A 25,980-nucleotide genomic window follows, 5' to 3' on the forward strand; every position below is an offset into this window, starting at 1 on the left:
TTTACCCACGCGCTGCAGGGCGGAAAACACCGGTGTCCGCATAGAAGTTCTCGTCTTCATTGCCCGCCCACCAAGCCGGCACGCCCAGCACCGGCAAGGGGTGAAAGGGCTTGCCGGCCAGCCAGGCCGGATCAAGCGGCGCGTCGATCAAAGCCGCGCAACCGTCCAAAGGCATGACCAAGACATGGGCACAGATCGGCTTGCGCGGCTGCATCAGTTTTTCAAGCAAGGCATGACCGATCAAATGCAGCCTCGCCTGCGCCCACAGCGGCCGCAAATGGATGAATAGGCGCTGCCAATCGCGCGCCACCAAGGCCTCACACAGCTCAGGCGGAGCTTGCAGCAGGGCGGCGTTTTCATCCACCACCGTCAAGGCATCGCGCAAGCGGCCGCGCTGCGCCTGCACGCCGCCGCTGACGGCCAAGGCCTCTATATGCGCGGCGTTCAGCCCCGTCTTGAGCTCGGGCCAATGCAGCCAGATCAGGCCGTTCAGCAAGTCATGCAGGTTGTCGCGGGTCGGCACGCAAGCGCTGCGGTGAATGAAGGCCTCATAGGCCTCGCCGGCCGGCAGATCCGCTTGCGCGACGAAACACAAATCCCCATGGCTCAGCCGAATCGGCCGCTCGGGCAGCCGGCGGTTGAGCGCCTCGGCAACCGTGGCGCCCGCCCGCAAGTCCGCGGTCAAGGCCTCGCCGGTCTGCCGGTAAGGCGCCAACCAAGCGGCGCTCCAGTCCAGGCTCCAGTTCAGAGCAGCTTCCAGCTCAAGGTCTCGCCGCCACGCAGCGGCTTCAGCTGCGCCTCGCCAAAAGGCACGGCGCTTGGCAGCGTCCAGTCCTGCTTGCGCAAGGTGACCCGCTCGGTATTGCGCGGCAGGCCGTAAAAATCAGCGCCGTTGAAGCTGGCAAAAGCCTCCAGTTTGTCCAGCGCGCCCATCGCCTCGAAGGCCTCGGCATACAGCTCCATCGCCGAAGCTGCGGTGAAGCAACCGGCACCGCAGACCGAGTTCTCCTTCATCTGCGAAGCATGCGGCGCGCTGTCGGTGCCGAGGAAGAACTTGGGGCTGCCCGAGGTGGCGGCCTTGATCAAGGCCTGGCGATGGATCTCGCGCTTCAAGACCGGCAGGCAGTAGTAATGCGGGCGCAGGCCGCCGGTGAAGATGGCGTTGCGGTTGTAGAGCAGGTGTTGCGGCGTCAGGGTCGCAGCGGTGAAGGCATCGGCGCCGGCCACAAATTGCGCGGCCTCCAAGGTGGTGATGTGTTCGAACACCACCTTCAGCTCGGGCATATCGCGGCGCAGCGGCTGCATCACGCGGTCGATAAAAACCGCCTCGCGGTCGAACACATCGATGTCGGGGTCGGTGACCTCGCCATGCACCAGCAGCAAGAGGCCTTCGCGCTGCATCGCTTCCAGCGTCTTGTAGGTCTTGCGGATGTCGGTGACGCCGGCATCGCTATTGGTGGTGGCGCCGGCCGGGTAGAGCTTCAAAGCGACCACGCCGGCATCCTTGGCCCGCTTGATCTCGTCGACCGGGGTCAGGTCGGTCAGATACAACGTCATCAAGGGCTGAAAGCTCATGCCGGCGGGCACCGCCGCCAGGATGCGTTCGCGGTAAGCCACCGCCTGCGCGGCGCTGGTCACCGGAGGCCGCAGGTTAGGCATGATGATGGCACGGCCGAACTGGCGCGCCGTGAACGGGATGACGCTTTGCATCGCCCCCTCGTCGCGCACATGCAAATGCCAGTCATCGGGGCGGGTGATGCTCAGCTCCTGGGGAGCCACGGTGGAGTTGGGTGTGTTGGCCATGGGGGGATTGTCCCAAAACTCAACGGCCAGTTTTCAGCCAGACTTATTCAGGCCAAACCGCCGTTGGCGCGCAGCACTTGTCCGTTGACCCAAGCCGCCTGTGGGCCGACCAGGAAGCACACCAAGTCCGCGATATCGTCGGGCTGGCCGAGGCGCTCGAGCGGCGGCATTTTTTCAAAGGTCTGGATCTGCTCGGGCGTCTTGCCGCTCAGAAACAAGTCGGTCGCGACCGGGCCCGGCGCCACCGCGTTCACGCTGATATTGCGGCCGCGCAACTCTTTGGCGAGCACCGGCGTCAGCGCCTCCACCGCCGCCTTGCTGGCGTTGTAGACGGCGTAGCCCGGCAGCTTCAAGGCCAGGCTGCTGCTGGAGAAATTGACGATACGCCCGCCATCATTCATGCGTCGGGCGGCTTCGCGCATGCAGTTGAAGCTGCCGCGCAGGTTGATGGCCAGGGTTTGCTCGAACAACTGATCGCTGGTGTCGGCCAAGGGCGCCACGCCCAGGATGCCGGCATTGTTCACCAGCACATCGAGCTTGCCCAGCGCCCGCTCGGTGGCATCAAACAAGGCCCGCACCTCGGCGGCATCGGCGACATCGGCCCGGATCGCCACGGCGACATAACCCTCGGCCCGCAGCGCCACCACCAGCGCCTCGGCGTCGGCCGCCTTGTTGGCGTAGTTGACGGCGACGGCGTAGCCCGCTGCGGCCAGGCGTCTTGTGATCGCGGCGCCGATGCCGCGCGAGGCGCCGGTGACGAGGGCGACCTTATTGACTTGCTTGGCTGCGTTGGCGCTCATGAAATGTCCTTGTTGTTTCGAATGATCGAATCATGACTGCACGAACAATAAAGATAATCATGGAAAATTCACTAACACTATTCGACAAATCCAAACAATCATGGACCGATTCGATGAAATGCGGGTGTTTGTGCGCATCGTCGAGCGGCGCAGCTTCACCCAGGCCGCCGACGACCTGCAAATCCCTCGCGCCACCGTCAGCAATGCGATTCAAAGTCTGGAAGCCCGGCTTGGTGTGCGTCTGCTGGAGCGCACCACCCGTCAAGTCAGCCCGACGCTGGACGGCGAGGCCTATTACCAGCGCTGCTTGCGCCTGCTGGCCGATATGGAGGAGGCCGAGGACTCGTTTCGCAACAAGGCGCCCAAGGGTCTGCTGCGGGTGAACCTGCAGGGCACGCTGGCACGCAGCTTTGTGATCCCGGCGCTGCCCGCGTTTCTGGCCCTTTACCCGGACATTGAGCTGCATATTGGCGAGGGCGATCGCTTGGTCGACCTGCTGCGCGAGGGGGTGGACTGCGTGCTGCGGGCGGGTCTGCTGCAAGACTCGTCCATGGTCGGCCGCCGGGTGGCAACGCTAGAGCAGATCACCTGCGCCAGCCCGGCCTATCTCGCCGAGTTCGGCATGCCGACCAAGCTCGACGGACTGACGACCGGCCACCGTGCTGTGAACTTCGTGTCGAGTGCCACCGGGCGGGCGCTGCCGCTGGAATTCATGCTTGACGGTGAGATGCGGACGCTCACGCTCGCGAGCCGCGTGTCGGTCAGCGGCGCCGATGCCTATGCCGCAGCGGCGCTGGCGGGTTTGGGCCTGGTGCAATTGCCGCGCTACCGGGTAGCGGCGGACTTGGCGGCTGGCCGTTTGCTGCAGGTCTTGCCCCAGTCGCCACCGCCGGTCTTGCCCGTTAGCGTGCTCTACCCGCAGAGCCGGCAACTGTCGGCCAGGGTGCGGCTGTTTGCCGACTGGCTGCAGGCACTGTTTGCGCAGGCGCTGCCCGCTTGATCCTCAGTGCTGCAGGATCTTGTCCAGGAACTCCCTGGCCCGCGCCGAGCGCTGTTCGGGTTTGCCGAAAAACTCTTCGCGCTTGCAGTCCTCGACGATCTTGCCGGCGTCCATGAAGATGACCCGGTGGCTGACCTTTTTGGCGAAACCCATTTCGTGGGTCACGCACATCATCGTCATGCCCTCTTCGGCCAGCTTAACCATCACGTCCAGCACCTCGCCGACCATCTCGGGGTCGAGCGCGGAGGTCGGCTCGTCGAACAACATCACGATCGGGTCCATCGACAGCGCGCGCGCGATCGCGACCCGCTGCTGCTGCCCGCCGGACAGCTGACCGGGGAATTTGTCCTTGTGTGCCGACAAGCCGACCCGATCCAGCATCTTCAGGCCGCGCACCTTGGCCTCGTCGGGCGTGCGGCCCAAGACCTTGATCTGCGCAATCGTCAGGTTCTCGGTCACGCTCAGGTGCGGGAACAACTCGAAATGCTGAAACACCATGCCGACGCGTGAGCGCAGCTTGGGCAGATTGGTCTTGGGATCGGCCAGCGAGATGCCGTCAACAATGATGTCGCCCTTCTGGAAGGGCTCCAGCGCATTGACCGTTTTGATCAGCGTGGACTTGCCCGAACCGGACGGCCCGCACACCACCACCACCTCACCTTTTTGGATATTGGTCGTGCAGTCGGTCAACACCTGGAAAGTGCCGTACCACTTGGAAACGTTTTTGATGTCGATCATTTGTGATTCTCCTGGGCCAGCATGACTAGCGGATGATGGCAATCTTCTTTTGCAAGCGGCGCACCAGCATCGACAGACTGAAGCAGATGACGAAATACACCGCAGCGGCGACCAGATAGGTTTCCACCGGCCGATTGAAATTGCGCCCGGCGGTCTCAAAGCCCTTCAGCAAGTCATAGGCACCAATCGCGTAAACCAGCGAGGTGTCTTGGAACAAGATGATGGTCTGCGTGAACAGCACCGGCAACATATTGCGAAAGGCCTGCGGCAAGACCACCAACTGCATCGTCTGCCCATAACTCATGCCGACCGCGTAGCCAGCATAGGTCTGGCCCTTGGGCACGCTCTGGATGCCGGCCCGCATGATCTCCGCGTAGTAGGCGGCCTCGAACAGCGTGAAGGTCACGATGGCCGAGATTTCGGCACCGAGAGGCCGACCGATGAGGAAAGGGATTAGCAGGAAGAACCACAGGATCACCATCACCAGCGGAATGCTGCGCATGGTGTTGATGTAGGCCGCAGCCGGCAGCGCCAGCATCGGCTTGCCGGACAAGCGCATCAGCGCCAAAGCGGTGCCCAGAGCGATGCCGCCCACCATGGCGACCAGGGTCAGTTGCACCGAGAAGTAGAAGCCCTGCAGCACATAGCTGCCGACCACACCCCAGTTGAGAAAGCCAAAATCGAGATTCATTATTGACTGCTCCCCACCATGCCCGGCACGCGGGCGCGCAATTCGATGAAGCGGGCGACCGCATAGATGGCGATCGACGAGATGAAGTACAGCCCCGTCACCGCCAGATAGATTTCGATGCCCTTGGAGGTTTCCTCCTGCGCCTGGCGGGCAAACATGATCAGCTCGGGCACCGACACCGCAAAGGCGACGGCCGAATTCTTGACAATGCCCATCGCCTCGCTGGTCAGCGGCGGGATCACGATACGCAGCGCCACCGGCAGCAAGATGTGGCGGTAGGTTTGCGGCAGCGTCATGCCGACCGCCAAGCCCGCATAGGTCTGACCCTTGGGCAGGCTCTGGATACCGGCCTTGACCTGCTCGGAAATACGCGAGGAGGTGAAGAAGCCCAGGCCCAGCACGACCAGCAAGAAGCTCGGTATCTGCTTCATCACCGGCAGCAACTCGGGCACGACGAAGTACCAGAGAAAGACCTGCACCAGCACCGGAATATTGCGAAACAACTCGGTCCAGGCGTCGCCCAGCAAGACCAGCTTCTTGTTCGGCGTGGTGCGCAAAATACCCATCAGCACGCCGAAGAATAAGGCCAGCAGCAGCGCCAAGCCCGACACCGACATGGTCCAGCCCCAGGCCGAAAGCATCCAATCCAGATAGGTGATTTCGCCGCCGCTGCCAAAGCAGCGAGGAACGTCCTGCTGGTCGATGGTGTCCTTGCAGAACACCTGCCAATCCCAATTAGACAAGGCATTTCTCCTATCTCAAAAACACCAGGCCGCCCTTGCAAAGCCGGGCGGCCTGTTCATTGCTTGTTGCCAGAGGGCTAGCTAGCGAAGGACGTAACTACTTATTTCTTGGCGTAGTCTTCGGCCGGCTTGTCGTTCGGGTTCGCCCAAGCCTGCTTGGTGTTGTCGTTAGGTGCCATGCCGACCTTGGTATTGGTCGGGGGGATCGGCTGCTCGAACCATTTGCTCCAAGTCTTGGCGATGTCACCGGACTTCATCTGCGCCTTGATGCTGTCGTCGACGGCCTTCTTGAAGGCCGGGTCGTCCTTGCGGATCATGATGGCGATAGGCTCGACCGACAGCACCTCACCAACCACCTTGAAGTCGGCCGGTGCCTTGGACTTGGCGACCAAGCCAGCCAGAATGGCGCCGTCCATCACGAAGGCATCGGCACGGCCGGACTCCAGCAACAAAAAGCTGTCGGCATGGTCCTTGCCGAAGACTTCCTTGAAATCCACTCCGGTGGCGCGCTCGTTCTTGCGCAGCGTCTGCACCGAGGTTGTGCCGGTTGTGGTGGCGACGTTCTTGCCATTCAGTTGTGCAATTGCGCTGATACCGGAGTTGGCCTTGACCAAGATGCGCACTTCTTCGACAAAAGTGGTGACCGCAAAAGCCACATCTTTTTGGCGCGTGGCGTTATTGGTGGTGGAGCCGCACTCGATGTCGACCGTGCCGTTCTGAACCAAGGGGATGCGGTTTTGCGAAGTCACCGGTTGGTACTTGACGGCCATCGCGCTCATACCCAATTGCTTGCGGACATCACGCAAGACGTTCTCGCAAATTTCGACGTGATAACCAACAAACTTGCCGTCACCCAAGGTGTAGGACAAGGCGCCGGAGGACTCACGTACACCCATGGTGACGCTGCCGCTGTCCTTGATTTTCTTCAAGGTATCTTCGGCCTGAGCCAAGCCGCTGGCCAAGCCGGTAGTAGCCGCCAGGGCAAGGACGAACAAAGTCTTCTTGGTCATAAACACTCCTGATTCAATTTTCGGATTTTGCGTAGCAATCAGCCGCCATCTTAGGGGCACAGCGGCCCAGTCATAGGCCGAGACGAATACGTGTTTTCACGCATGTACGAATCGTCTATTCGGTCAAAAATTTCCACAAGGCTTGTGCCGCCGGCTTGTTGCGCCTCGAAATTTCGGTGCGTTCGCGATAGATTCGCAACTCCATATTCAATTCAAATTCTCCGCTCGGAGCCGCCCGCACCAGATTCTTGGCCGCCACTTCCTTTTTGACCGAGCTGGCCGGCAAGAAGGTCAGGCCATGGCCCTCAAGCGCCATCGCTTTCAAGCCCTCGGCCATGTCTGTCTCGTAAATGGCATCCAAATTCAACGGCACGGCCGAAGCCTTGGCGATCAGTTCGACCAGCCGGCCCAGATAGGCACCGGAGGCGTAACTGAGGAAAGGGATTTTCTGTCCCGGCCGCCCGGGCAGTCGAAACATCGGCTCACCGTTGGCATCGGCCTTGGCGTAGGCGGCCAGGGTTTCTTGGCCCAGCGAGGCCATCTGATAGCGCTCGGGGTCCAGTTGCAAGGGCTGGCTGGCATGGTGATAGACGATCAACAAATCGCAATTGCCTTCGCTCAACTGCAGCATCGCGTCGTGCACATTGAGCGCATTGAGTCGGCACTTGAGCGCACCAAAGCGCTGGCGCAGATCCATCAGCCAATGCGGGAAAAAGCTGAAGGCCAGCGAGTGCGGCACCGCGAACTCGATCATGTCTTGACCGGCCGACTGATGGCTGCGCAGCATATTGCGCGTCGCCTGCAGATTGCTCAGGATTTCGACCGCCTGACCCAACAGGGTCTCGCCGGCACCGGTCAAGCGCGTCGGATAGGAGGAGCGGTCCACCAGGTCCACCCCCGCCCAAGCCTCCAGCGCCTGGATACGGCGCGAGAACGCCGGTTGGGTGACATGCCTCACTTGGGCGGAGCGCGAAAAGCTGCGCGTCTCGGCCAAGCTCACAAAATCTTCAAGCCATTTGGTTTCCACGCGATCAGTGTAGCCGGCCCAAATGGCTAGGCCTGCAAGGCGGGCACCGGCTGGTCACCGCCGCTCTGCTGCAAACGCCACATCCTGGCATAAGTACCCTGCTGCGCCAGCAGCGCCTCATGCGAGCCGCGCTCGACGATGCGGCCGGCCTCGAGCACCAGGATTTCATGCGCATCGACCACCGTGGACAGGCGGTGCGCGATCACCAGCACCGTCTTGTTCTGCGCCGCCGATTCCAGCTCGGCCTGAATCGCGCGCTCGTTGGTCGAGTCCAGCGCCGAGGTGGCCTCGTCAAAAATCAGCAAGGGCGGGTTCTTCAACAAGGTGCGGGCAATCGCCACGCGCTGCTTCTCGCCGCCGCTGAGCTTGAGTCCGCGTTCGCCGACCATGGTGGCGTAGCCCTTGGGACTGGCGTTGATGAAGGCGTGGATATGCGCCGCGCGCGCCGCCGCCTCGACCTCGTCCTGACTAGCACCGGGGCGCCCATAAGCAATGTTGTAGGCCACCGTGTCATTGAACAGCACGGTGTCCTGCGGCACGATGCCGATCGAGCGGCGCAGACTGCTCTGCGTGACGCCGCGCAGATCTTGGCCATCGATGGTGATGCGGCCGGCGTCGATGTCGTAGAAGCGGTAAAGCAGGCGCGCCAGCGTGCTTTTGCCGGAGCCACTCGGCCCCACCACGGCGACCTTCTTGCCCGCCGGGATCTCGAAGCTGACATCGCGCAGAATCGGCCGCGTCTTGTCATAAGCGAAATTGACCGACTCGAAGCGCACCGCCGCGCCCTGCACCGCTAACTCCACGGCCCCAGGTACATCGGCGACCTCACGCTCGCGCTCCAAAAGGCCGAACATCTTGTCCAGATCGGTCAGGCTTTGCTTGATTTCGCGGTAGATCACGCCCAGGAAGTTGAGCGGGATATAGAGCTGGATCATGAAGGCATTGACCATCACCAGATCGCCCAAGCTCATGGTGCCGGACACGACACCCACGGTAGCCCGCCACAGCATCAGCACCAGCGCGGTGGCGATGATCAATTGCTGGCCGGTGTTCAGCAGCGACAGCGTCGACTGCGCCTTCAGCTGCGCGCGGCGCAGCTTCTCCAGGCTTTCGTCGTAGCGCCGCGCTTCGAAGTCTTCGTTATTGAAGTACTTGACCGTCTCGTAGTTCAAGAGCGAGTCAATCGCCCGACTATGGGCGACCGAATCCAGCTCATTGAGCTGCTTGCGAAACTTGGTGCGCCACTCGGTCACGACGATGGTGAAGCTGATGTAAAGCACCAGCGCGGCCAGCGTGATGTAGGCGAACCAGGCGTCGAACTTGATCGCCAACAGGCTCAAGACCAGCGTCACCTCGATCAGCGTCGGCACGATGCTGTAGAGCGAATAGGAAATCAGCGAATGCACGGCGCGGGTGCCGCGCTCGATGTCGCGCGTCATGCCGCCGGTCTGACGCTCCAGATGGAAGCGCAGACTCAAGGCATGCAGGTGACGGAATACCTGCAGGGAGATGCTGCGCGCCGTGCCCTCGGTGGCCTTGGCGAAGATCAGCTCGCGCAACTCGGTGAACAAGGAGGTCATCAAGCGCAGCGCGCCATAAGCGACCAGCAGACCCAGCGGCACCACGGCCATGCTGGCGGCCGAGCCCGGCTTGATGACCAGGCTGTCGACCAGCGACTTCAAGAGCAGCGGCACCGCCACATTGCTCAGCTTGGCAAACAGCATGAAGCTCAGCGCAAAACCGACGCGCCAGCGGTAGCGCCACAAATAGGGCAAGAGCTTGGCTATGGTGGCCCAATCGCTGCGCGGAGCGGCCGGCGTTGATGGGGCCTTGCCGTCTGATTCAGGAGTAAGCGCTAGGCTGCGTCGCATGTGTTGTTTTAATTGTTGGGCTGTGGCCGAGAATGGCAGGGCAATTCTCTCAGGAAGCACCATGACCGATACAAGCAATCCAACAAACCCCGCAACTGCGAACCCCTATCCGCGTGAGTTGGTACTGCGCGTGATGCCGATGCCGGCCGACGCCAATCACAACGGCGATGTGTTCGGCGGCTGGATCATGGCGCAGGTCGACATCGCCGGCTCGGTCTTGCCGGCGCGGCTGTCCAAAGGGCGGGTGGCGACGGTGGCGGTGAAGGAGTTCCTGTTCAAGCAGCCTGTATCGATCGGCGACTTGCTGTCCTTCTACTCACAGATCGTGCGCGTCGGGCGCACCTCGATCACCGTGCAGGTCGAGGTGATGGCCGAGCGCAACCCGGTCAACCCGGAGGTGGTCAAGGTGACCGAGGCGCAGCTGACCTTTGTCGCGATTGACGACACGGGCAAGCCGCGCGCCTTCACTCAAACTTCGTGAAATCCGGCTGCCGCTTCTGGAAGAAGGCCTGAAACGCCTCCATCGCCTCGGGTGAACGCAGGCGGGCGCCAAACAACTCGGCCTCGACCTTGATCGTCTCCAACACCTGAGCGGCGCTGTGGCGGCGCATCAGCCGCTTGCTCTCGCGCACCGCACTCGGCGCCAAGGCATTGAAGCGCTCGGCCACACGGCGGGCATAACTGACGACTTCACCTGCCGCCAGCACACCATTGGCGATACCGCATTCCACCGCATCGGCGCCGGTGAAGGGGTCGCCAAGCAATAGCTTTTCGGCCGCCTTGGCGTGGCCCATCAGGGTCGGCACGATCAGGCTGGAGCCGAATTCGGGCACCAGGCCCAGGCCCACAAAAGGCATGGCCAGGCGTGAATCGTCCGCCACATAGACAAAGTCGCAATGCAAAAGCATGGTCGTGCCGATGCCGATCGCCGCACCGTTGACGGCGGCGATGACCGGCTTTTCGCAACCGAGCAAGGCGCGCATGAACTGGAACACCGGCGCGTCTTCATCGCGTGGCGGGCTGCTCATGAAGTCTTCGATGTCATTGCCAGAGGTGAAGACGGTGGGCTGACCCTGGATCAAGACCGCGCGCACCGTCTTGTCGGTGTTGGCTTCGATCAAGGCATCGGCCATGGCCGAATACATCTCGCGGGTCAGCGCATTTTTCTTCTCGGGGCGGGCAATCTCGATCGTGGCCACACCGTTGACGATGGCGGTTTTGATGCTCATGGGGCAGTCTCCAAAAATCGGTGAATTGTGAGGCAGGGATTCAGGATGCGCGGCCGAGTTGTTGCCAATGATTGGCCAGGTGCATCAGATGCGCCCGCTCGTACTCGTCGCGGCTCAAAGGGCCATAGGCGAAATGCGGTGCCAAAGCACCCTTGTGCGCCGCGAACGCGTCCATCGCATCGAGCAGGCGTTGCACCGAGGACTTCAGGCTGCGCTCGACGTCCAGCGCCGGCGCGCCGGGAATCGGTTCATCCAGGCTGTGCGACATCTTGCCGCGAGCATTGAACAAGGCCCAGGCCGCAGCACCCACGCTGGATCGGAACCATGCCGGCTTCGACTCGGGAAAGCCGCTGATGGAGAACTCGATGCTTTGCGCCAGATGCTGTAGCAGCTGCGCCAAGGTCCAAGCGTTGTCGCGAACCTTGGGCGGGCTGAACAACAACTCGAACACCGCCTTGCGCGCCTGTTTCCAGGTCGCGAAGGCGGGGCTCAAGTCGCCCTGACAACCGGCGAGCATTGCCGGCGCGGCCAGCACAACTGCACCGCGCAGAACTGACCGCCGTTTAAGCATCTCAAAGCCTTTCAATGATGCCGGCAGCACCTTGACCGGCGCCGACGCACATCGTCACCATGCCGTACTTCTCACCGGTGCGGCGCAGGCCGTGGATCACCGAGGCGGCACGGATGGCGCCGGTGGCGCCCAGCGGGTGGCCCAGGGCGATCGCGCCGCCGTTCGGGTTGACCTTGCTACGGTCGAGCACGATGCCCTTGCTGTCGAGGTCGTTCAAGACGGCCAGCGACTGCGCCGCGAACGCTTCGTTCAACTCGATCCAGCCCAAATCTTGCGCCTTCAGGCCGGCCAACTTCAGCGCCGCAGGGATCGCCTCGATCGGGCCAATGCCCATGATCTCGGGCGGCACGCCGCGCACTGCGAAGCTAACAAAGCGGGCCAGCGGTGTCAGGCCGAAACGCTTGACCGCCGCTTCGGACGCGACGATCAAGGCGCCGGAACCGTCGGAAGTCTGCGAGCTGTTGCCGGCGGTGACGCTACCCTTGGCGGCGAACACCGCGCGCAGCTTGGCCAGGCCTTCCAGCGTGGTGTCGCGGCGCGGGCCTTCGTCGATCTCGACCATGCGGCGACGCTCGCTGATGGAACCATCCGCCAGATTCGGCAGGCGCTCGATGATCTCGAACGGTGTCATCTCGTCCTTGAAGGCACCGGACTCGATCGCGGCCAAGGCACGCAGATGCGATTGCAGCGCGAATTCGTCTTGCGCTTCGCGGCTGATCTTCCACTGCTGCGCGACCTTCTCGGCCGTCAGACCCATGCCGTAGGCCAGGCCCAGGTTTTCGTCACGCTCGAAGATGGCCGGCGACAAGGAAGGCTTATAGCCGCCCATCGGCACCATGCTCATCGACTCGACGCCGGCGGCGATCATCACCTCGGCCTCGCCGACGCGGATGCGATCGGCGGCCATTTGCAAGGCGGTGATGCCGGAGGCGCAGTAGCGATTGACCGTGACGCCGCCGACCGTATTGGGCAGGCCGGCCAGCACCGCGCCGACGCGGGCGATATTCATGCCCTGCTCGCCTTCGGGGAAGGAGCAGCCGACGATGGCATCCTCGATCGCTGCGGGGTCAAGACCCGGCACTTGGGCCAAGGCGGCTTGAATCACCCGCGCCAGCATTTCGTCCGGACGGGTGTTTTTGTAATAGCCCCGGCCCGACTTGCCGATGGGCAGACGGGTGGCGGCGCAGATATACGCTTCTTGAACTTGCTTGCTCATGATGTTCTTTCCAATTCTCTTGATCGGTAGGTGACGGGGCCATTCGAGCCCCGTCACATGAAGCCGTTAGTTGCGAACTGGCTTACCGGTTTGCAACATGCCCATGATTCGCTCTTGCGTCTTGGGGTGCTCCAGCAAGCCACAAAAATGCTTGCGCTCCAGCGACATCAAATACTCTTCGGACACCAGCGAACCGGCCTCGACCGCGCCGCCGCAGACCACATCGGCGATCAGGCTGGCCAAATAGAAGTCATGTGCGCTGATGAAGCCACCGTCACGCATATTGGCCAGCTGACCCTTGATGGTGGCGATGCCGGAGCGGCCCGCGACCGGGAACAGCGCCCGCAGCGGTGCGCGGTAGCCGGACTCGGCCATCGCCTTGACCTGCGCCGTGGCGACATGCAGCAACTCGTCCTTGTTCGGCACGATCACATCGCTGTCGAGCAAGAAGCCGTTCTTGCGGGCTTCCAAAGCCGAGGTTGCAACCTTGGCGGTGGCGGCGGTCGTGAAGCCGTCCTTCAGGAAAGCAAAGATGTCGGCATTGGCATTGCCGGCAGCCGCCATTTCGGCCGCACGGCGGGCGATATAAGTCAGGCCGCCGGCACCGGGGATGAGCCCAACGCCAACTTCGACCAGACCGACATAACTCTCCATATGCGCGACACGGCGCGCGCAATGCACGGCCAGCTCGCAGCCGCCGCCCAGCGCCAGGCCACGCATCGCGGCCACGACCGGCACGCTCGCGTAACGGATGCGCAGCATCGCGTCCTGCAGCTTCTTCTCTTCGGGCGCAATGCCCTTGGCACCCGACTTCATGAAGACGGGCATCAGCGCTTCGAGGTTGGCGCCGGCCGAGAACACATCATCCGGCGACCAGATCACCAAGCCCTTGTAGCCGGCTTCGGCGATTTCGACCGCCTTCAGCAGGCCTTCGGTCACGGTCGGGCTGATCAGGTGCAGTTTGGCGGTGATCGAAGCGATCACGACCTCGTTGTCCAGGGTCCAAACGCGCAGCTCTTCGTTCTTGAACAGCTCGGTACCGGCCTTCAAGGCGTCAACAGAACCTTCGCCGAACAAGGCCTCGGGGAAGGCTTGACGCTGATAAACCGTCAGCTCGGTGCGGGGCTTGAATTTGCTTTCTGCCGCGCTCCAGGAACCGGCCGCGCTGTGCACGCCGCCGTTGTCGGCCACCGGTCCGGTGAAGACCCAGGCCGGCAAAGCGGCGCTGGACAAGGTCTTGCCGGCGGCGATGTCTTCGGCCACCCACTCGGCCACTTGCTTCCAGCCGGCTTGTTGCCAGAGCTCGAACGGGCCTTGGCTAGAACCGAAGCCCCAGCGCATTGCGAAGTCGATCTCGCGCGCGGTGTCGGCCACCGTGTCCAGATGCACGGCGCAGTAATGGAAACTATCGCGCAGGATGGCCCACAGGAACTGCGCCTGCGGATTGGTGGACTCGCGCAGCAGCTTGATGCGATCGGCGGCAGGCTTTTTCAGCATGCGGGCGACGATCTCGTCGGCCTTCTTGCCGCCGGCCACATATTCACCGGTTGCGCCGTCCAGACGCATGATGTCCTTGCCGACCTTTTTGTAGAAGCCCGCGCCCGTCTTCTGACCCAAAGCACCCTTTTCGATCAAACCGGCCAGCACAGCCGGGGTCGCATAGGTCGAATAGAAGGGGTCATCCTTCAGATTCTCTTGCATGGTCTTGACGACATGGGCCATCGTGTCCAGGCCCACCACGTCCGCCGTGCGGAAGGTGCCGCTGGAGGCGCGACCGAGCTTCTTGCCGGTCAGGTCATCAACCAGGTCAACGCTCAGGCCGAACTTCTCGGCTTCGATCATCGTGGCCATCATGCCGGCGATGCCGACCCGGTTGGCGACGAAGTTAGGCGTGTCATTGGCGCGCACAACGCCCTTGCCCAGACCCGAGGTCACGAAGGATTCCAGCTGATCGATCACGGCCGGCAATGTCGTCGGCGTATTGATCAACTCGACCAGATACATATAGCGCGGTGGATTGAAGAAATGGATGCCGCAAAAACGCGGTTTGATTTCTTCCGGCAGCGCTTCGGCCAGCTTGGTGATGGACAGGCCCGAGGTGTTGGACGCGACGATGGCGTGGCCGGCGACGAAAGGCGCGATCTTCTTGTAGAGATCGAGCTTCCAGTCCATCCGTTCGGCAATCGCCTCGATGATCAGATCGCATTCACCCAGCAGGGCAAGATGCTCTTCGTAGTTGGCGGCCTGGATCAGCGCCGCGTCTTCGGCCACACCCAGTGGCGCGGGCTTGAGCTTTTTCAGGCCCTCGATGGCTTTGGTGACGATGCCATTCTTGGCACCTTCTTTGGCCGGCAGATCAAACAGGATCACCGGGACCTTGAGGTTGACCAGATGAGCGGCGATTTGCGCGCCCATCACGCCAGCGCCGAGCACGGCGACTTTACGAACTTGAAAACGACTCACAGAATTCTCCTGACAAATACGGATAACGAGCCCCTACAGACTCGTCAAAAACCCAAGCCTTACTCGACACGAATCCAGGTTTGCGTGCGGCCCAACATCGGCATGCCGATATAGCCACGCACTTCCATCTTCTTGCCGCCCTCCACCGGCTTCAGGCGCACCTTGTAGACCTTGCCATTGTTGGGGTCGAGGATGTCACCACCGTCCCACAATTCGGCATCATTGCTGCTTTGCTTGACGTTACGCAAGATAGTCATGCCCATCACCGGCTTGTCCTTGCGCTCATCGCTGCACTTGTCGCATTTGGCGTCGGCCTTGGCCGGGTCCAACAGCTTCTCGATCACGGCGCTGAACACACCCGCGGTGTCACTGACGCGCACCAAGGACTTCTCGACCTTGGTTTCATCGTCGATCGTTTTCCACAAACCTGTCGGACTGGCCTGCGCCACGCACAGGTTGGCAACAAGACTCAAAACAGCAGCAGCAATCAATGACTTCATGGTGTCTCCAAAAGTTTCAGCGATAAACGGGTGCCGGGCTTCGCCGGCTTTGCACATCAGAACAACTCTTCTTCCATTTCCATCAGCGATGGCAGCCCGGCGCGGGCGGTGCGGATCAGCATTGCGGTCTCGGGCAGCAGCTTCGCAAAATAGAAGCGCGCTGTCGAGAGCTTGGCGCTATAAAACTTGTCGCCACTGGCTTGCTTTTCCAAGGCCACCTTGGCCATGCGGGCCCAGAAGTAGGCAAAAGTCAGGTGCCCCACGACGCGCAGATAGTCCACCGCTGCGGCACCGACCTCGTCCGGGTTGGTGAAGGCCTTCATGCCGATTTCGGTCGTCAGCTTGGTGACCTTGTCGCCCAGGTCGGCCAGCGGGTTGATGAATTCCTGCATCGCCTCGTTGGTGCCTTCTTGCTCGACAAAGGCGGCAATCTTGGCGCCGAACTTGCGCAGCTTGGCGCCGTTATCGCCCAGCACCTTGCGGCCCAGCAGGTCCAAGGACTGGACCGTGTTGGTGCCCTCATAGGTCATATTGATGCGCGAGTCACGGACGAACTGCTCCATCCCCCACTCATGGATATAGCCGTGGCCGCCGAACACCTGCATGCAGTGCGAGGTCGCGATCCAGCCGTTGTCGGTCAAAAAGGCCTTGATGATGGGCGTCAGCAAGGCGACTTCGTCGTTCGCCTCTTTGCGCTCGTCTTCGTCATCCGAGCTGATCGCGCGGTCCATCGTCACCGCCACATAGGTGGCCAGCGCACGGCCGCCCTCGACATAGGCACGCGCGGTCAACAGCATCTTGCGCACATCGGGGTGGACGATGATTGAATCGGCCGGCTTTTCGGGCGACTTCGGGCCGCTCAGCGCGCGCATCTGGATGCGGTCCTTGGCATAAGCGGCGGCGTTTTGATAGGCCACCTCGGTCAGTCCGAGTGATTGATTACCCACACCGAGTCGGGCTGCATTCATCATCACGAACATTGCCGCCAAGCCCTTGTTCGGCGCGCCGACCATGGTGCCGACCGCGTCTTCCAAGACCATCTGGCAGGTCGAATTGGCATGGATGCCCATCTTGTGCTCAAGGCCGCCGCAGAACACGCCGTTGCGCGCGCCCAAGGAACCGTCGGCATTGACATTGAACTTGGGCACGATGAAGAGCGAAATGCCCTTCGAGCCTTCGGGCGCACCGGGCAGGCGGGCCAGCACCAGATGGACGATATTGGCGGCCAGGTCATGCTCGCCGGCCGAGATGAAAATCTTGGCGCCGGTGATTCTGTAGCTGCCATCGGCCTGGGGCTCGGCCTTGCTGCGCAGCAGGCCCAAGTCGGTGCCGCAATGCGATTCGGTCAAGCACATGGTGCCGGTCCATTCGCCGCTGGTCAGCTTGGGCAAGTAGATCGCCTTTTGCTCCGGCGTGCCATGCGCGTGCAGCGCCTCGTAGGCCCCGTGGCTCAGGCCCGGATACATGGTCCAGGCCTGATTGGCCGAATTCAACATCTCATAGAAAGCCTGGTTGATCACCACCGGCAGGCCCTGGCCGCCGTACTCGGGGTCGCAACCCAGCGCCGGCCAGCCGCCCTCGACATACTTGGCATAGGCCTCCTTGAAGCCCTTGGGCGGCGTCACCTCATGGGTGGTTTTGTCTAGCTTGCAGCCTTCGGCATCGCCACTCAGATTCAGTGGAGCCAGCACCTCGGAGGCAAACTTGCCGCCCTCTTCCAGCACCGCGTTGATGGTGTCGGCGTCGATGTCGGCGTGGGCCGGCAACATCTTGAGTTCGTCGACAACGTTCAGCACTTCGTGCATCACAAATTGCATGTCGCGCAGTGGGGGGTTGTAGATCGGCATTGCTTGCTCCAGGTTAAAACTAGTGAGATCAGGCGCGCTTCTTGGCGGCGGCCCGAGGTTTGGCTGATTTGGCTGACTTGGACTTGGGCTTGGTCTGCTCGTCAATCTGCAGGCCCAGCGGCGTGGCATAAAACTGGATCGTGCGCTCGAAGCCCAGGCCGGCACGGCCCACGGCACCGGGGTTGCGCATGAATCGGGCATCGTGATGCAAGGACAGAATCAGCCCGTGCAGCTCGAATAGTATTTGGTGAACATCGGCGTCGGCGTGCAAATGGCCGGCCTCTTGCGCCAGCACGATGGCCTTGTGCAAGGCGCCATGCCAGTCGCGCACCATCGCGACCAGCGCATCGCGCACCGGGCCGGGCCGGTCGTCAAACTCGACCGCGCCGCTGATATAGATGCAGCCCGAATCGACCTCCACCGAAACGCGGCCCACCCAGCGCTCGAACAAGGCGCGCAGGCGCGGCAAGCCGCGCTCCTCGCGGATCGCCGCGAAGAACACCTCCTCCTCGAACTTGGCGTGATATTCCATCACCACCGCGATCTGCAATTCTTCGCGCGAGCCGAAATGGGCAAACACGCCCGACTTGCTCATCTTGGTCACATCGGCCAGCGCGCCGATCGACAAGCCCTCCAAGCCCATATGCGAGGCCAAACCCAGCGCCGCCTCCAGAATGATGGCGCGGGTATGCAGGCCTTTTTGCAGCGAACGCACCACCCTCGCAGGCTTGAGCTGCGGCTGCGGGGCCGACTCAGGCTGGGGAGCAAAGGGTGCAGAAACGGACACAGGCATTTTCCAAGGCTAGATCAGGTTCGCCATAATAAAACGAACGATCGTTCTATTTTGCAGAATCTTGGGTTCGAATGCCTAACTTTTTACAAAGAATATTTAGGGGTCCGCGCCTAGAAAATCACGCCGCGGGTCTAGTCCGTGCGGGGCTCATGACACCGCTTTGACGGTGAAGCTTGCCTGCCAATTCCGTGCATAGCACTTGAGTCCTTGCACGGTAATGAAGTACGCTGTGCCCTGGAGGTGTTCAACTTGGACGTGCTTCAGCTCGATATTTCTGGTCGCCCGCAAGCATGGATCACGCCGCGTGAAGCGGCCGTGATCTACGCCAGCGACGGCGTAGCCTGGACGCTGGGTGACCCCTGCCAGATCTTGCGCGGGGGCTTTCAGCGCCGCACCGGCGTCCAATCCCGCATCGAAGTGCACCCCATCATTGCGGTGCGCGGCAGCGTCCCCAGCCGGGCTTGGCGCCAAGCGCCGGCGCTATCGAACGCCAAACTATTTGCCCGCGACCGCTATGTATGCGCCTATTGCGGCCACAGCTTTCATGCTGACGGCCTGACCTGCGAGCACATCCAGCCCAGTTCTCGCGGAGGCTCCGACAGTTGGATGAACTGCATCACCGCGTGCCGGAGTTGCAACGGCCGCAAAGGCAGCCGCCTGCCCGAGGAGGCCCATATGAGCCTGCTGTTTTTGCCCTATACACCCAGCTTGCATGAAGACATGATTCTGCGCGGCAGGCGCATCCTGGCCGATCAGATGGAGTTCCTGCTTGCCAGCGTGCCGCGCTCCAGTCGTCTGCACGGCTAAACCAGCAAACCGATAATGAATGGCTGTCAACGACGCTCGAGCGAGCTACGTTGAAGTCATTCAAGTTTCCTGGAGTCCCGTCAGATGAAGAAGTTCGCAATCCTCACCGCCAGTCTCGTTGCCTTGGCAGCTTTGAGCGCTTGCTCGACCAGCAACCCCGATGTGATCAAACGCCATGACACCCAAAGCCTTTCGCAGGTTCTTGATGCCACCGTGTTGTCGGTGCGTAATGTGACGGTCGAGGGTTCACAAAGCGGCGGCGGCGCGATAGCGGGCGGCGTGGTCGGTGGCATTGCCGGCTCCACGGTCGGCGGCCGCAAGGAAGGCCAAATCGCAGGCGTACTCGGCGCGGTAGCCGGCGCCATGATTGGCAACGCGATCGAGCGCAGCGGCACTCAAGAGCAGGCGGTCGAGATCTTGCTGCAACTGCGCAATGGTGAGCGCCGCGCCGTCGTTCAGGCCAAGGCCGCCGACAGCTTCAAACCCGGTGACGCGGTGATCCTGATCACCACAGGCGGCAAGACCCGCGTCACGCGAGCCCCCGAGTCGACAGCAGGTTCTTCTGCCGCACCGTAAAAAATAGTCTGGCCTTGATGACAGGGCTGCGCGCGCCTCGCTCGGCGCTCTGTCACAAGAAAGCAGCGGCCGGCGCGGGATGCGCCGAGGCGAGTCGCGCTGAACAAACCGCCGAACAAACATTAGGCTGGGCCGCACCCAGCTTGCTGCCCCTCCCCCCCTCGAAACGCCTGGCGCGAAGCGACAAGTCTGCGCCGCTCTCAGGTATTTCCGCGCCCACCCTCAGGTGTGCGGCCGATTCCCCCCCTCATCCGTCAAGCCTAAAGTCCAGTCACGAGACCGCCCGACCAAGACGGTATCGCTTGGCGCTGCACTTTTGACCAGCAAACTGGCTCAGGAAAATCAGTGCAAACCCAAGAAGAAGTCAAAAGTTTTTTGCCGTATTCACCGTATTGATTGTTAAAAAGCTCACATATTCAGGCTTCACTTTCGAAGCCAGGCAGTGAAACTAGCGAGCTCTGCGGTGTTCTTCATCGGTAAACGCCAAGTCATGGTCTGTCCTAGAAAGGCAGTGAATGAGTCAAAGACCGGAAGGGGCTTTAGCTTCGGATCCAGCGGCCCAAGGGGTGGCGCTGATGGCCGAGCACATCACGCCAATTTGGGGCCGTCAACTGGAGGCAATCCAAGCGACCCTGCAAAACGGCTCCGTCGAGTTGCTGAGCAACTTCGCCAGCATCTTTGAATTGCAAGACCAGTTGCATATCCAGTTCGCCCACCTCCCCCCCGACACCGCTCACACCGAAGCGCTACAGCAAATCGACGTCGACCTGCAAATCCAATGCGAGCGAGCCTTGCATGGCCTGCAATTCGCCGATCGGCTGTCCCAGATGGTCGAAATTCTGCACAAGAACCTCAGCCGCTTTAGCGCTGAATTGCCCAATATGGCAAACGCTGGCGAGGCCGAAATGCAGGCTTGGTCGGCGGCGTTCGAGGCCAGCTTCACCACCGAAGAACAACACCTGTTTCACCACGGCAAGTCGCCGCCGCCGCGCCAAGACAACGTCGAATTTTTCTGAATTTTCACTGCGATTTCCAAGAACTTGAAGAGGACACCATGAGCAAAACCATATTGGTCGTTGACGATTCCGGCAGCTTCCGCACCGTCGTCAAGCTAGCCCTGATGAAAGCCGGCTATACAGTGGTCGAGGCGGTTGACGGCAAAGACGCCTGCACCAAGCTCGACGGCAAGATCAACCTGATCGTCTGCGATGTCAATATGCCGAATATGGACGGCCTGGAGTTCCTGCGCCATGTCAAGACAATCGCCGCCTACAAGTTCACGCCGGTGATCATGTTGACGACCGAGTCGCAAGAATCCAAAAAGGCCGAGGGCCGCGCGGCCGGCGCCAAGGCCTGGATCACCAAGCCTTTCCAGCCCTCGCAGTTGGTCGATGCGGTCAACAAGCTCTGCGTCTGAGCCTCTCGAACCTAAACCAATATTCAACCGGAGCCTGCCATGCTGGACTCGATTGATGCTGCCGCTGCACCGCCCTTCAGCCTGACGCTAGGCCCCGAGCTCACGATTGCTCAGGCGGCGGACACCCATGGCTTGCTGCTTGAAACCCTGAGTCGCCTGGACGGTCTGAACCTCAGCCTCGACCTCGGCGGTGTCAGTGACTTCGACAGCTCGGGCGTCCAGTTATTGCTGGCGGCCCAGCGCAGCATGCATGAGCGGCACGCGCTTTTGCTGCTGCCCGCCCCCAGTGCTGTTGTCTTGGCGGCGCTGCGTTGCTACGGCCTCGACGGCGAGCTGAAAGCGATTCGATCCGTGGCCGCAAAAGAAGCCAGCGAGGAAATCCCATGTCAATGACCGACGACGACGCAGAGATACTGGCCGTAGCCAGGGCCGGTTTTCTGGACGAGGCGCAAGAAATGCTGCGTCAGTTTGAGGAGGGCCTGCTGGTACTGGAGAACAATCCGGAAGACTCGGAAAGCCTGAACTCGGCCTTCCGGGCGGCGCACACGATCAAGGGCACGGCCGGCATGTTCGGCTGCGACGCCGTCGTGACCTTCACCCATGAGGCCGAGACCTTGCTGGAGGCCTTGCGCTCCAACCAGCGCCAGTTGGATGACGATGTGGTGGCCGCCTTGCTCGAAAGCCGCGACCAGATCGAGTTGCTGCTGGGCGAAGTGCAAAGTGGCGACAGCGACCCGGCCGTGGCCGCAAGCAGTGCGGCGCTGGCAAGCCGCTTGCGCGCCTTGTTAGGTGCACCCGAACCGGCCCAAGCGAGCAAGCCCGTCGCCGCCGCTGCGCCGGCCGCCGCCGCGCCGGTTGCGGTCGACAAGATTTGGCATCTATCGCTGCGCTTTTTGCACGATGCGCTGCGCAACGGACTGGATCCGCTGTCCTTTCTGCGCTACCTCGCCACCTTGGGTGAAATCAAGGCCATCACGGCGCTGTCTGCCGCCGTGCCGCCGCTCGAATCACTCGACGCCGAGGCCTGCTATCTGGGCTTTGAGTTGCGCTTCGAAAGCACGGCCTCGCTGGCCGACATCACGCGCGTATTCGAGTTCGCGGCCGAAGACAGCAGCATTCAAATTTTGCCGCCGGGCACCGCGCCGGCAGCGTTCGAGACCCTGGCCACCTTGCGCTGCGGCGACGATGCCGAAGCCCGCGTTGCCCTGTTCGACTGCTGGCGGGCGATGGGCATGCACTTCGATCTGCGCGTGGAGGTGATAGGCGCTCCGGCCAGCGAAGAGGCCCCGGTGCTGGTGCCCCATATTGAACGCCGCGCGGCCGCTCCGGCGGATGGCGCGCAACGCAAGGTCAGTGATCGCCGCAGCGGCGAGGGCGAGCGCCGCGAAGGCGGCCGCGACCGCCGCGCCGGCGACGAAACCCGTTTTGTGCGCGTGCGCGCCGACAAGCTCGACAAGCTGATCGACCTGATCGGCGAGTTGGTCATCGCAGGCTCCGGCGCGCAGATGATTGCCCACCAGGAAGGCGCCGAGGTCTTGCTGGAGGCCACCCAGCGCGTGATGGATCTGGTGCAGGAAACCCGTGATGGCACCTTGGCCCTGCGCATGGTGCCGATCGGCGAGACCTTTGCACGCTTCCAGCGCGTCGTCCGCGATGTGTCCAAACAACTCGGCAAAGAGGTCGATCTGGTTGTCAGCGGTGGCGACACCGAGATGGACAAATCGATGGTCGACTCGATCGGCGACCCGCTGATGCACCTGGTGCGCAACAGCATGGATCATGGCCTGGAGACCTTCGACGAACGCCTGGCCACCGGCAAACCTGCCGCCGGGCGCTTGGCCCTGAATGCTTATCACGAGGCCGGCTCGGTGGTGATCGAAGTCAGCGATGACGGCCGTGGCCTAGCGCGTGACCGCATCATCAAGAAGGCGGTCGAGCGCGATCTGATCGCGGCGGGTCAGGTCTTGTCCGATCATGAGGTCTGGCAGCTGATCTTCCAGCCCGGTTTCTCCACCGCCGAGCAGGTCACCGACCTGTCGGGCCGTGGCGTCGGCATGGATGTGGTCAAACGCAGCATCGAGTCGCTGCGCGGCACCATCACGCTGACCAGCACCGTCGGCCATGGCACCTTGACGCAGATTCGTCTGCCGCTGACGCTGGCGATGATCGACGGCTTCCTGACCATGGTCGGTGGCGTCAACTATGTGCTGCCGCTGGCGGCGGTGTCGGAGTGCATCGATGTCCCGGCCGAATGCGCGAAGCAGAGCGACCGCGTCAGCGGCACCTTTGATCTGCGCGGCGAAATTCTGCCTTGGTTGGATCTGGCCCGCTTCTACGGCATCAGTGCGCAAGGCCATGAGACCGAGCACAGCCGCCGCCGCAGCGTAGTGGTGGTGCGCGACGGCCCGACCCGCATCGGCCTGATCGTCGACCGCTTGCTGGGCGAGCACCAGACCGTCATCAAACCGCTGTCCGGCATCTTCCAGCACCTGAAGGCGCTGGCCGGCTCAACCATTCTAGGTTCGGGTGAGGTCGCCTTGCTGCTGGATGTGTCGGGGCTGTTTGCCGCTGCCATCCGGGAAGGTCAGCACAAGAAAACAGCAAGTCAAGCAAGTCGTGCCCCGAGCGGGCAAGCCTGACTCACGTTCAATAAAAGTTCTTCGGAGATTGGCTGATGCTTTCCCTGCTGCGCAAACTCATGCTCTGGCAACGCTTCGTCCTGCTGGCTCTGATCGCCATGCTGGCCTGCGCAGTGCCCTTCACCTTGGTGTTGAAAAACTTGAATCAGCAGCTTGAGGTCGCCAAGGCGGAAGACTTTGGCCTCGACCCCTTGCGCTCAACGGTGGAGGCGATCCGGCAGCTGCAAATCCACCGCGGCCTGGCCGGCTTGGCGCTCAACGGTGACGCAACCGCAAGCGCCAAGTTGCAGGATGTGAGTCGAGCGCTGGCCAAGCCACTGGATGAATTGCGCAAGCTGCTTCCCGTCGATGATCCACACTACCAGCGGGTTCGCGAGCAGGCCACAGCGCTGCAGGCCGCGTCGCAGCAACTGACCGCCAAGGTCGCCTCGCGCGCTATCGACGCGCCAAAGAGCTTTGCGGAGCACAGCCGCTTGGTCGACGATGCACTGCTGCTGATTGAAAGCGTCTCAGATACCGCCGGATTGTCCTTGGACCCCGAGGAGGCCACCTATTTTCTGGTCACGGCTGCGGCTGAATATCTACCCCAGCTGTCCGAGTCAATGGCGCAGGTGCGAGGCAAGGGCGCGAGCATGGTGGCGGGTCTGAGCGCCGGCAAGGAGTTCAGCGCGTCGGATCTGTCCGCGCTGCACGATTTGCGCCAAAAAACGGAGTTTTGGCGCCAGCGCGCCAAGCGCCAAATAGAAAAGTCCTTGAGCAGCGAACCGAAGCTCGCCACTGCGCTGGACAAGCCCGTCACAGTGGCCTTGCGCGCAGCCGACGAGTTCCTCCAGCAGGTCGACAAGCAGACCGGTGGCGGCAAGCCCACGATAAGCGGCCAGGAGCTGTTCGCTCAGGGCACGGTGGCCGTCGAGGCGCAGTTTGCGCTGGTCAAGGCAGCGACCGAGGCGCTGGAAAATTTGCTGCATGAGCGCACACGTACGCTGACCTTGCAGCGCAATGTGGGCAGCTCCGCCTTGATCGGTTTCATGCTGCTGGCCCTTTACGTGGGTGTGCTGATCGTGCGCTCGATCACCCAGCCGATACACCGCGCGATGGCAGCAGCCAATGCGGTGGCCCAAGGCGACTTGGCCTTCGACACCCACGACGCTCATCACGATGAGATGGGCAGCTTGCTCGGCAGCTTGGGCCTGATGCAGAGCAATCTGCGCCAACGCATGGCGGATGATGCCCAGCTCAGCGCCGAGACCGGCCGCATCAAACAAGCGCTGGATGTCTGCTCGACCAATGTGATGATTGCCGATGTCGACCTGAACATCATCTATATGAACAGTTCGGTCGCCAAGATGATGCAGGGCAATCAGGCCGAGCTGCGCAAGAGCCTGCCCAACTTCGATGCTGGCCGACTGATGGGCAGCAATATCGACAGTTTCCACAAAAACCCCGCGCATCAGCGCGGCATGCTGGCCAATCTGCGCGGCGAGTACAGAACGCAAATCAAGGTCGGCGGCCTGGACTTTGGCCTGGCGGCAAACCCCATCATCGATAGCAAGGGACAACGCCTGGGCACCGTGGTCGAGTGGAAGGACATGACAGCCGAGTTGGCCGCGCGCGAGCGCGAACTGGCGCTGGCAGCGGCCAATGAGCGGGTCAAGCAGGCGCTCGACATCTGCTCGACCAATGTGATGATCGCCGACACCGACCTGAACATCATCTATATGAACCGCTCTGTCACGCAAATGATGCAGGGCAACGAGGCCGAGCTGAAGAAGGTCTTGCCTAACTTCGATGCCAAGCGGCTGATGGGAACCAATATCGACGGCTTCCACAAGAATCCGGCACATCAGCGCGGCATGCTGGCCAAGCTGCAGTCCGAGTACAAGACGCAGATCAAGGTAGCGGCGCTTGACTTCGCCCTGGCCGCCAACCCCATCATCGATGCAACAGGCAAGCGCCTCGGTACGGTGGTCGAGTGGAAGGACATCACGGCCGAGTTGGCCGCGCGTGAACGCGAATTGGCGCTGGCCGCCGAGACCTCGCGCGTCAAGCAGGCGCTCGACATCTGCTCGACCAATGTGATGATCGCCGACCCGGACGGCAACATCATCTACAACAACAGCTCCGTCGCCCAGATGATGGCCCGCAACGAGGCCGAGCTGCGCAAGGTCTTGCCGGCCTTTGATGCGCGCAAAATCGTCGGCAGCAATTTCGACCAGTTCCACCGTAACCCCTCACATCA

The 25,980-nt window shown here is 61.9% G+C and carries 24 protein-coding genes and 1 pseudogene; 9 read left to right on the forward strand and 16 right to left on the reverse strand.

Annotation, left to right across the window (positions count from 1 at the left end):
• Position 1 precedes the first annotated feature (1 nt).
• Genes LNV07_RS10200 through LNV07_RS10210 form a run of 3 tightly spaced genes read right to left on the reverse strand, consistent with a single transcriptional unit; the run spans position 2 to position 2,603 of the window.
• The gene (locus tag LNV07_RS10200; protein ID WP_397545557.1) at positions 2-748 is read right to left on the reverse strand and encodes a DUF3025 domain-containing protein; all 747 of its coding nucleotides are present in this window, start codon (positions 746-748) and stop codon (positions 2-4) included.
• Positions 745-1,803, reverse strand: a complete 1,059-nt coding sequence (pyrC, locus tag LNV07_RS10205) for a dihydroorotase (RefSeq protein ID WP_263571057.1) — start codon at positions 1,801-1,803, stop codon at positions 745-747. Before pyrC ends, LNV07_RS10200 begins: the two co-directional genes overlap by 4 nt.
• Positions 1,804-1,850: 47 nt before the next feature.
• Positions 1,851-2,603 carry an SDR family oxidoreductase gene (locus tag LNV07_RS10210; RefSeq protein WP_263571058.1) on the reverse strand — a complete coding sequence of 251 codons (753 nt, stop codon included), beginning with the start codon at positions 2,601-2,603 and terminating at the stop codon, positions 1,851-1,853.
• A 100-nt stretch (positions 2,604-2,703) separates the two neighbouring features.
• On the opposite strand from LNV07_RS10210, the gene LNV07_RS10215 reads away from it, so the two are divergent.
• Positions 2,704-3,603, forward strand: a complete 900-nt coding sequence (locus LNV07_RS10215; RefSeq protein WP_263571059.1) for a LysR family transcriptional regulator — start codon at positions 2,704-2,706, stop codon at positions 3,601-3,603.
• A gap of 3 nt (positions 3,604-3,606) precedes the next feature.
• Here the strand turns inward: LNV07_RS10215 and LNV07_RS10220 are convergent, their stop codons facing one another.
• The 6 genes from LNV07_RS10220 to LNV07_RS10245 all read right to left on the reverse strand — a co-directional run bounded on the left by LNV07_RS10220 (position 3,607) and on the right by LNV07_RS10245 (position 9,683).
• The gene (locus LNV07_RS10220; RefSeq protein WP_263571060.1) at positions 3,607-4,341 is read right to left on the reverse strand and encodes an amino acid ABC transporter ATP-binding protein; all 735 of its coding nucleotides are present in this window, start codon (positions 4,339-4,341) and stop codon (positions 3,607-3,609) included.
• Between the two features lie 25 nt (positions 4,342-4,366).
• Positions 4,367-5,032 carry an amino acid ABC transporter permease gene (locus tag LNV07_RS10225; RefSeq protein WP_263571061.1) on the reverse strand — a complete coding sequence of 222 codons (666 nt, stop codon included), beginning with the start codon at positions 5,030-5,032 and terminating at the stop codon, positions 4,367-4,369.
• A complete protein-coding gene (locus LNV07_RS10230; protein WP_263571062.1) occupies positions 5,032-5,775 on the reverse strand; it encodes an amino acid ABC transporter permease in 744 nt (247 codons plus the stop codon). Before LNV07_RS10230 ends, LNV07_RS10225 begins: the two co-directional genes overlap by 1 nt.
• 101 nt (positions 5,776-5,876) lie before the next feature.
• Positions 5,877-6,785: a transporter substrate-binding domain-containing protein gene (locus tag LNV07_RS10235; RefSeq protein WP_263571063.1), complete on the reverse strand. Its 909-nt coding sequence runs from the start codon at positions 6,783-6,785 to the stop codon at positions 5,877-5,879.
• A 115-nt stretch (positions 6,786-6,900) separates the two neighbouring features.
• The gene (locus LNV07_RS10240) at positions 6,901-7,812 is read right to left on the reverse strand and encodes a LysR substrate-binding domain-containing protein (protein WP_263571064.1); all 912 of its coding nucleotides are present in this window, start codon (positions 7,810-7,812) and stop codon (positions 6,901-6,903) included.
• A 26-nt stretch (positions 7,813-7,838) separates the two neighbouring features.
• On the reverse strand, positions 7,839-9,683 hold the full coding sequence (locus LNV07_RS10245) for an ABCB family ABC transporter ATP-binding protein/permease (protein WP_263571065.1): 1,845 nt from the start codon (positions 9,681-9,683) through the stop codon (positions 7,839-7,841).
• Positions 9,684-9,744: 61 nt separating this feature from the next.
• Here LNV07_RS10245 and LNV07_RS10250 point away from each other — a divergent pair, with 61 nt between their 5' ends.
• Positions 9,745-10,164: an acyl-CoA thioesterase gene (locus LNV07_RS10250; RefSeq protein WP_263571066.1), complete on the forward strand. Its 420-nt coding sequence runs from the start codon at positions 9,745-9,747 to the stop codon at positions 10,162-10,164.
• On the opposite strand, the gene LNV07_RS10255 is transcribed toward LNV07_RS10250, so the two are convergent.
• The 7 genes from LNV07_RS10255 to LNV07_RS10285 form a co-directional block, all read right to left on the reverse strand.
• Positions 10,148-10,912 carry an enoyl-CoA hydratase gene (locus tag LNV07_RS10255; protein WP_263571067.1) on the reverse strand — a complete coding sequence of 255 codons (765 nt, stop codon included), beginning with the start codon at positions 10,910-10,912 and terminating at the stop codon, positions 10,148-10,150. The two genes, LNV07_RS10250 and LNV07_RS10255, sit on opposite strands and share 17 nt — an antisense overlap.
• Before the next feature lie 40 nt (positions 10,913-10,952).
• A complete protein-coding gene (locus tag LNV07_RS10260) occupies positions 10,953-11,405 on the reverse strand; it encodes a DUF1569 domain-containing protein (RefSeq protein WP_263571068.1) in 453 nt (150 codons plus the stop codon).
• Between the two features lie 79 nt (positions 11,406-11,484).
• Positions 11,485-12,699, reverse strand: a complete 1,215-nt coding sequence (locus tag LNV07_RS10265; protein WP_263571069.1) for an acetyl-CoA C-acyltransferase — start codon at positions 12,697-12,699, stop codon at positions 11,485-11,487.
• 66 nt (positions 12,700-12,765) lie between these two features.
• Entirely contained in the window at positions 12,766-15,162 is a 2,397-nt protein-coding gene (locus LNV07_RS10270; RefSeq protein WP_263571070.1) for a 3-hydroxyacyl-CoA dehydrogenase/enoyl-CoA hydratase family protein, read from the reverse strand.
• Between the two features lie 59 nt (positions 15,163-15,221).
• Positions 15,222-15,662, reverse strand: a complete 441-nt coding sequence (locus tag LNV07_RS10275; protein ID WP_263571071.1) for a DUF2147 domain-containing protein — start codon at positions 15,660-15,662, stop codon at positions 15,222-15,224.
• Between the two features lie 56 nt (positions 15,663-15,718).
• Positions 15,719-17,509, reverse strand: coding sequence for an acyl-CoA dehydrogenase C-terminal domain-containing protein (locus LNV07_RS10280; protein ID WP_263571072.1), 1,791 nt, complete (start codon positions 17,507-17,509; stop codon positions 15,719-15,721).
• Positions 17,510-17,537: 28 nt separating this feature from the next.
• A complete protein-coding gene (locus tag LNV07_RS10285; RefSeq protein ID WP_397545544.1) occupies positions 17,538-18,302 on the reverse strand; it encodes a TetR/AcrR family transcriptional regulator in 765 nt (254 codons plus the stop codon).
• A 249-nt stretch (positions 18,303-18,551) separates the two neighbouring features.
• Between LNV07_RS10285 and LNV07_RS10290 the strand changes: the two genes are divergently transcribed.
• The 7 genes and pseudogenes from LNV07_RS10290 to LNV07_RS25515 all read left to right on the forward strand — a co-directional run.
• Complete coding sequence (locus LNV07_RS10290; RefSeq protein WP_263571073.1) at positions 18,552-19,109, forward strand: HNH endonuclease; 558 nt, start codon at positions 18,552-18,554, stop codon at positions 19,107-19,109.
• 84 nt (positions 19,110-19,193) lie between these two features.
• Positions 19,194-19,685 carry an outer membrane lipoprotein gene (locus tag LNV07_RS10295; RefSeq protein ID WP_263571074.1) on the forward strand — a complete coding sequence of 164 codons (492 nt, stop codon included), beginning with the start codon at positions 19,194-19,196 and terminating at the stop codon, positions 19,683-19,685.
• A gap of 515 nt (positions 19,686-20,200) precedes the next feature.
• Positions 20,201-20,701 (forward strand): hypothetical protein, encoded by a 501-nt coding sequence (locus LNV07_RS10300; protein ID WP_263571075.1) that lies wholly within the window; start codon positions 20,201-20,203, stop codon positions 20,699-20,701.
• Between the two features lie 38 nt (positions 20,702-20,739).
• Positions 20,740-21,102 carry a response regulator gene (locus tag LNV07_RS10305; protein WP_263571076.1) on the forward strand — a complete coding sequence of 121 codons (363 nt, stop codon included), beginning with the start codon at positions 20,740-20,742 and terminating at the stop codon, positions 21,100-21,102.
• Positions 21,103-21,141: 39 nt separating this feature from the next.
• On the forward strand, positions 21,142-21,495 hold the full coding sequence (locus tag LNV07_RS10310; protein WP_263571077.1) for an STAS domain-containing protein: 354 nt from the start codon (positions 21,142-21,144) through the stop codon (positions 21,493-21,495).
• Positions 21,486-23,741 carry a chemotaxis protein CheA gene (locus tag LNV07_RS10315; RefSeq protein WP_263571078.1) on the forward strand — a complete coding sequence of 752 codons (2,256 nt, stop codon included), beginning with the start codon at positions 21,486-21,488 and terminating at the stop codon, positions 23,739-23,741. Before LNV07_RS10310 ends, LNV07_RS10315 begins: the two co-directional genes overlap by 10 nt.
• A 1,028-nt stretch (positions 23,742-24,769) precedes the next feature.
• Positions 24,770-25,531 (forward strand): annotated as a pseudogene (locus LNV07_RS25515) (PAS domain-containing protein); the annotation flags it as partial.
• Positions 25,532-25,980 lie beyond the last annotated feature (449 nt).

Source organism: Roseateles oligotrophus (assembly GCF_025717515.1).
Classification (GTDB): Bacteria; Pseudomonadota; Gammaproteobacteria; order Burkholderiales; family Burkholderiaceae_C; genus Paucibacter_A; species Paucibacter_A oligotrophus.

What these genes read in the sequence shown, in the direction of transcription:
- pyrC (WP_263571057.1), bottom strand. Translation starts at nt 1,803, where the DNA reads ATGGCCAACACACCCAACTCCACCGTGGCTCCCCAGGAGCTGAGCATC.
- LNV07_RS10210 (WP_263571058.1), bottom strand. Translation starts at nt 2,603, where the DNA reads ATGAGCGCCAACGCAGCCAAGCAAGTCAATAAGGTCGCCCTCGTCACC.
- LNV07_RS10215 (WP_263571059.1), top strand. Translation starts at nt 2,704, where the DNA reads ATGGACCGATTCGATGAAATGCGGGTGTTTGTGCGCATCGTCGAGCGG.
- LNV07_RS10220 (WP_263571060.1), bottom strand. Translation starts at nt 4,341, where the DNA reads ATGATCGACATCAAAAACGTTTCCAAGTGGTACGGCACTTTCCAGGTG.
- LNV07_RS10225 (WP_263571061.1), bottom strand. Translation starts at nt 5,032, where the DNA reads ATGAATCTCGATTTTGGCTTTCTCAACTGGGGTGTGGTCGGCAGCTAT.
- LNV07_RS10235 (WP_263571063.1), bottom strand. Translation starts at nt 6,785, where the DNA reads ATGACCAAGAAGACTTTGTTCGTCCTTGCCCTGGCGGCTACTACCGGC.
- LNV07_RS10245 (WP_263571065.1), bottom strand. Translation starts at nt 9,683, where the DNA reads ATGCGACGCAGCCTAGCGCTTACTCCTGAATCAGACGGCAAGGCCCCA.
- LNV07_RS10250 (WP_263571066.1), top strand. Translation starts at nt 9,745, where the DNA reads ATGACCGATACAAGCAATCCAACAAACCCCGCAACTGCGAACCCCTAT.
- LNV07_RS10255 (WP_263571067.1), bottom strand. Translation starts at nt 10,912, where the DNA reads ATGAGCATCAAAACCGCCATCGTCAACGGTGTGGCCACGATCGAGATT.
- LNV07_RS10265 (WP_263571069.1), bottom strand. Translation starts at nt 12,699, where the DNA reads ATGAGCAAGCAAGTTCAAGAAGCGTATATCTGCGCCGCCACCCGTCTG.
- LNV07_RS10275 (WP_263571071.1), bottom strand. Translation starts at nt 15,662, where the DNA reads ATGAAGTCATTGATTGCTGCTGCTGTTTTGAGTCTTGTTGCCAACCTG.
- LNV07_RS10280 (WP_263571072.1), bottom strand. Translation starts at nt 17,509, where the DNA reads ATGCCGATCTACAACCCCCCACTGCGCGACATGCAATTTGTGATGCAC.
- LNV07_RS10285 (WP_397545544.1), bottom strand. Translation starts at nt 18,302, where the DNA reads ATGCCTGTGTCCGTTTCTGCACCCTTTGCTCCCCAGCCTGAGTCGGCC.
- LNV07_RS10295 (WP_263571074.1), top strand. Translation starts at nt 19,194, where the DNA reads ATGAAGAAGTTCGCAATCCTCACCGCCAGTCTCGTTGCCTTGGCAGCT.
- LNV07_RS10300 (WP_263571075.1), top strand. Translation starts at nt 20,201, where the DNA reads ATGAGTCAAAGACCGGAAGGGGCTTTAGCTTCGGATCCAGCGGCCCAA.
- LNV07_RS10305 (WP_263571076.1), top strand. Translation starts at nt 20,740, where the DNA reads ATGAGCAAAACCATATTGGTCGTTGACGATTCCGGCAGCTTCCGCACC.
- LNV07_RS10310 (WP_263571077.1), top strand. Translation starts at nt 21,142, where the DNA reads ATGCTGGACTCGATTGATGCTGCCGCTGCACCGCCCTTCAGCCTGACG.
- LNV07_RS10315 (WP_263571078.1), top strand. Translation starts at nt 21,486, where the DNA reads ATGTCAATGACCGACGACGACGCAGAGATACTGGCCGTAGCCAGGGCC.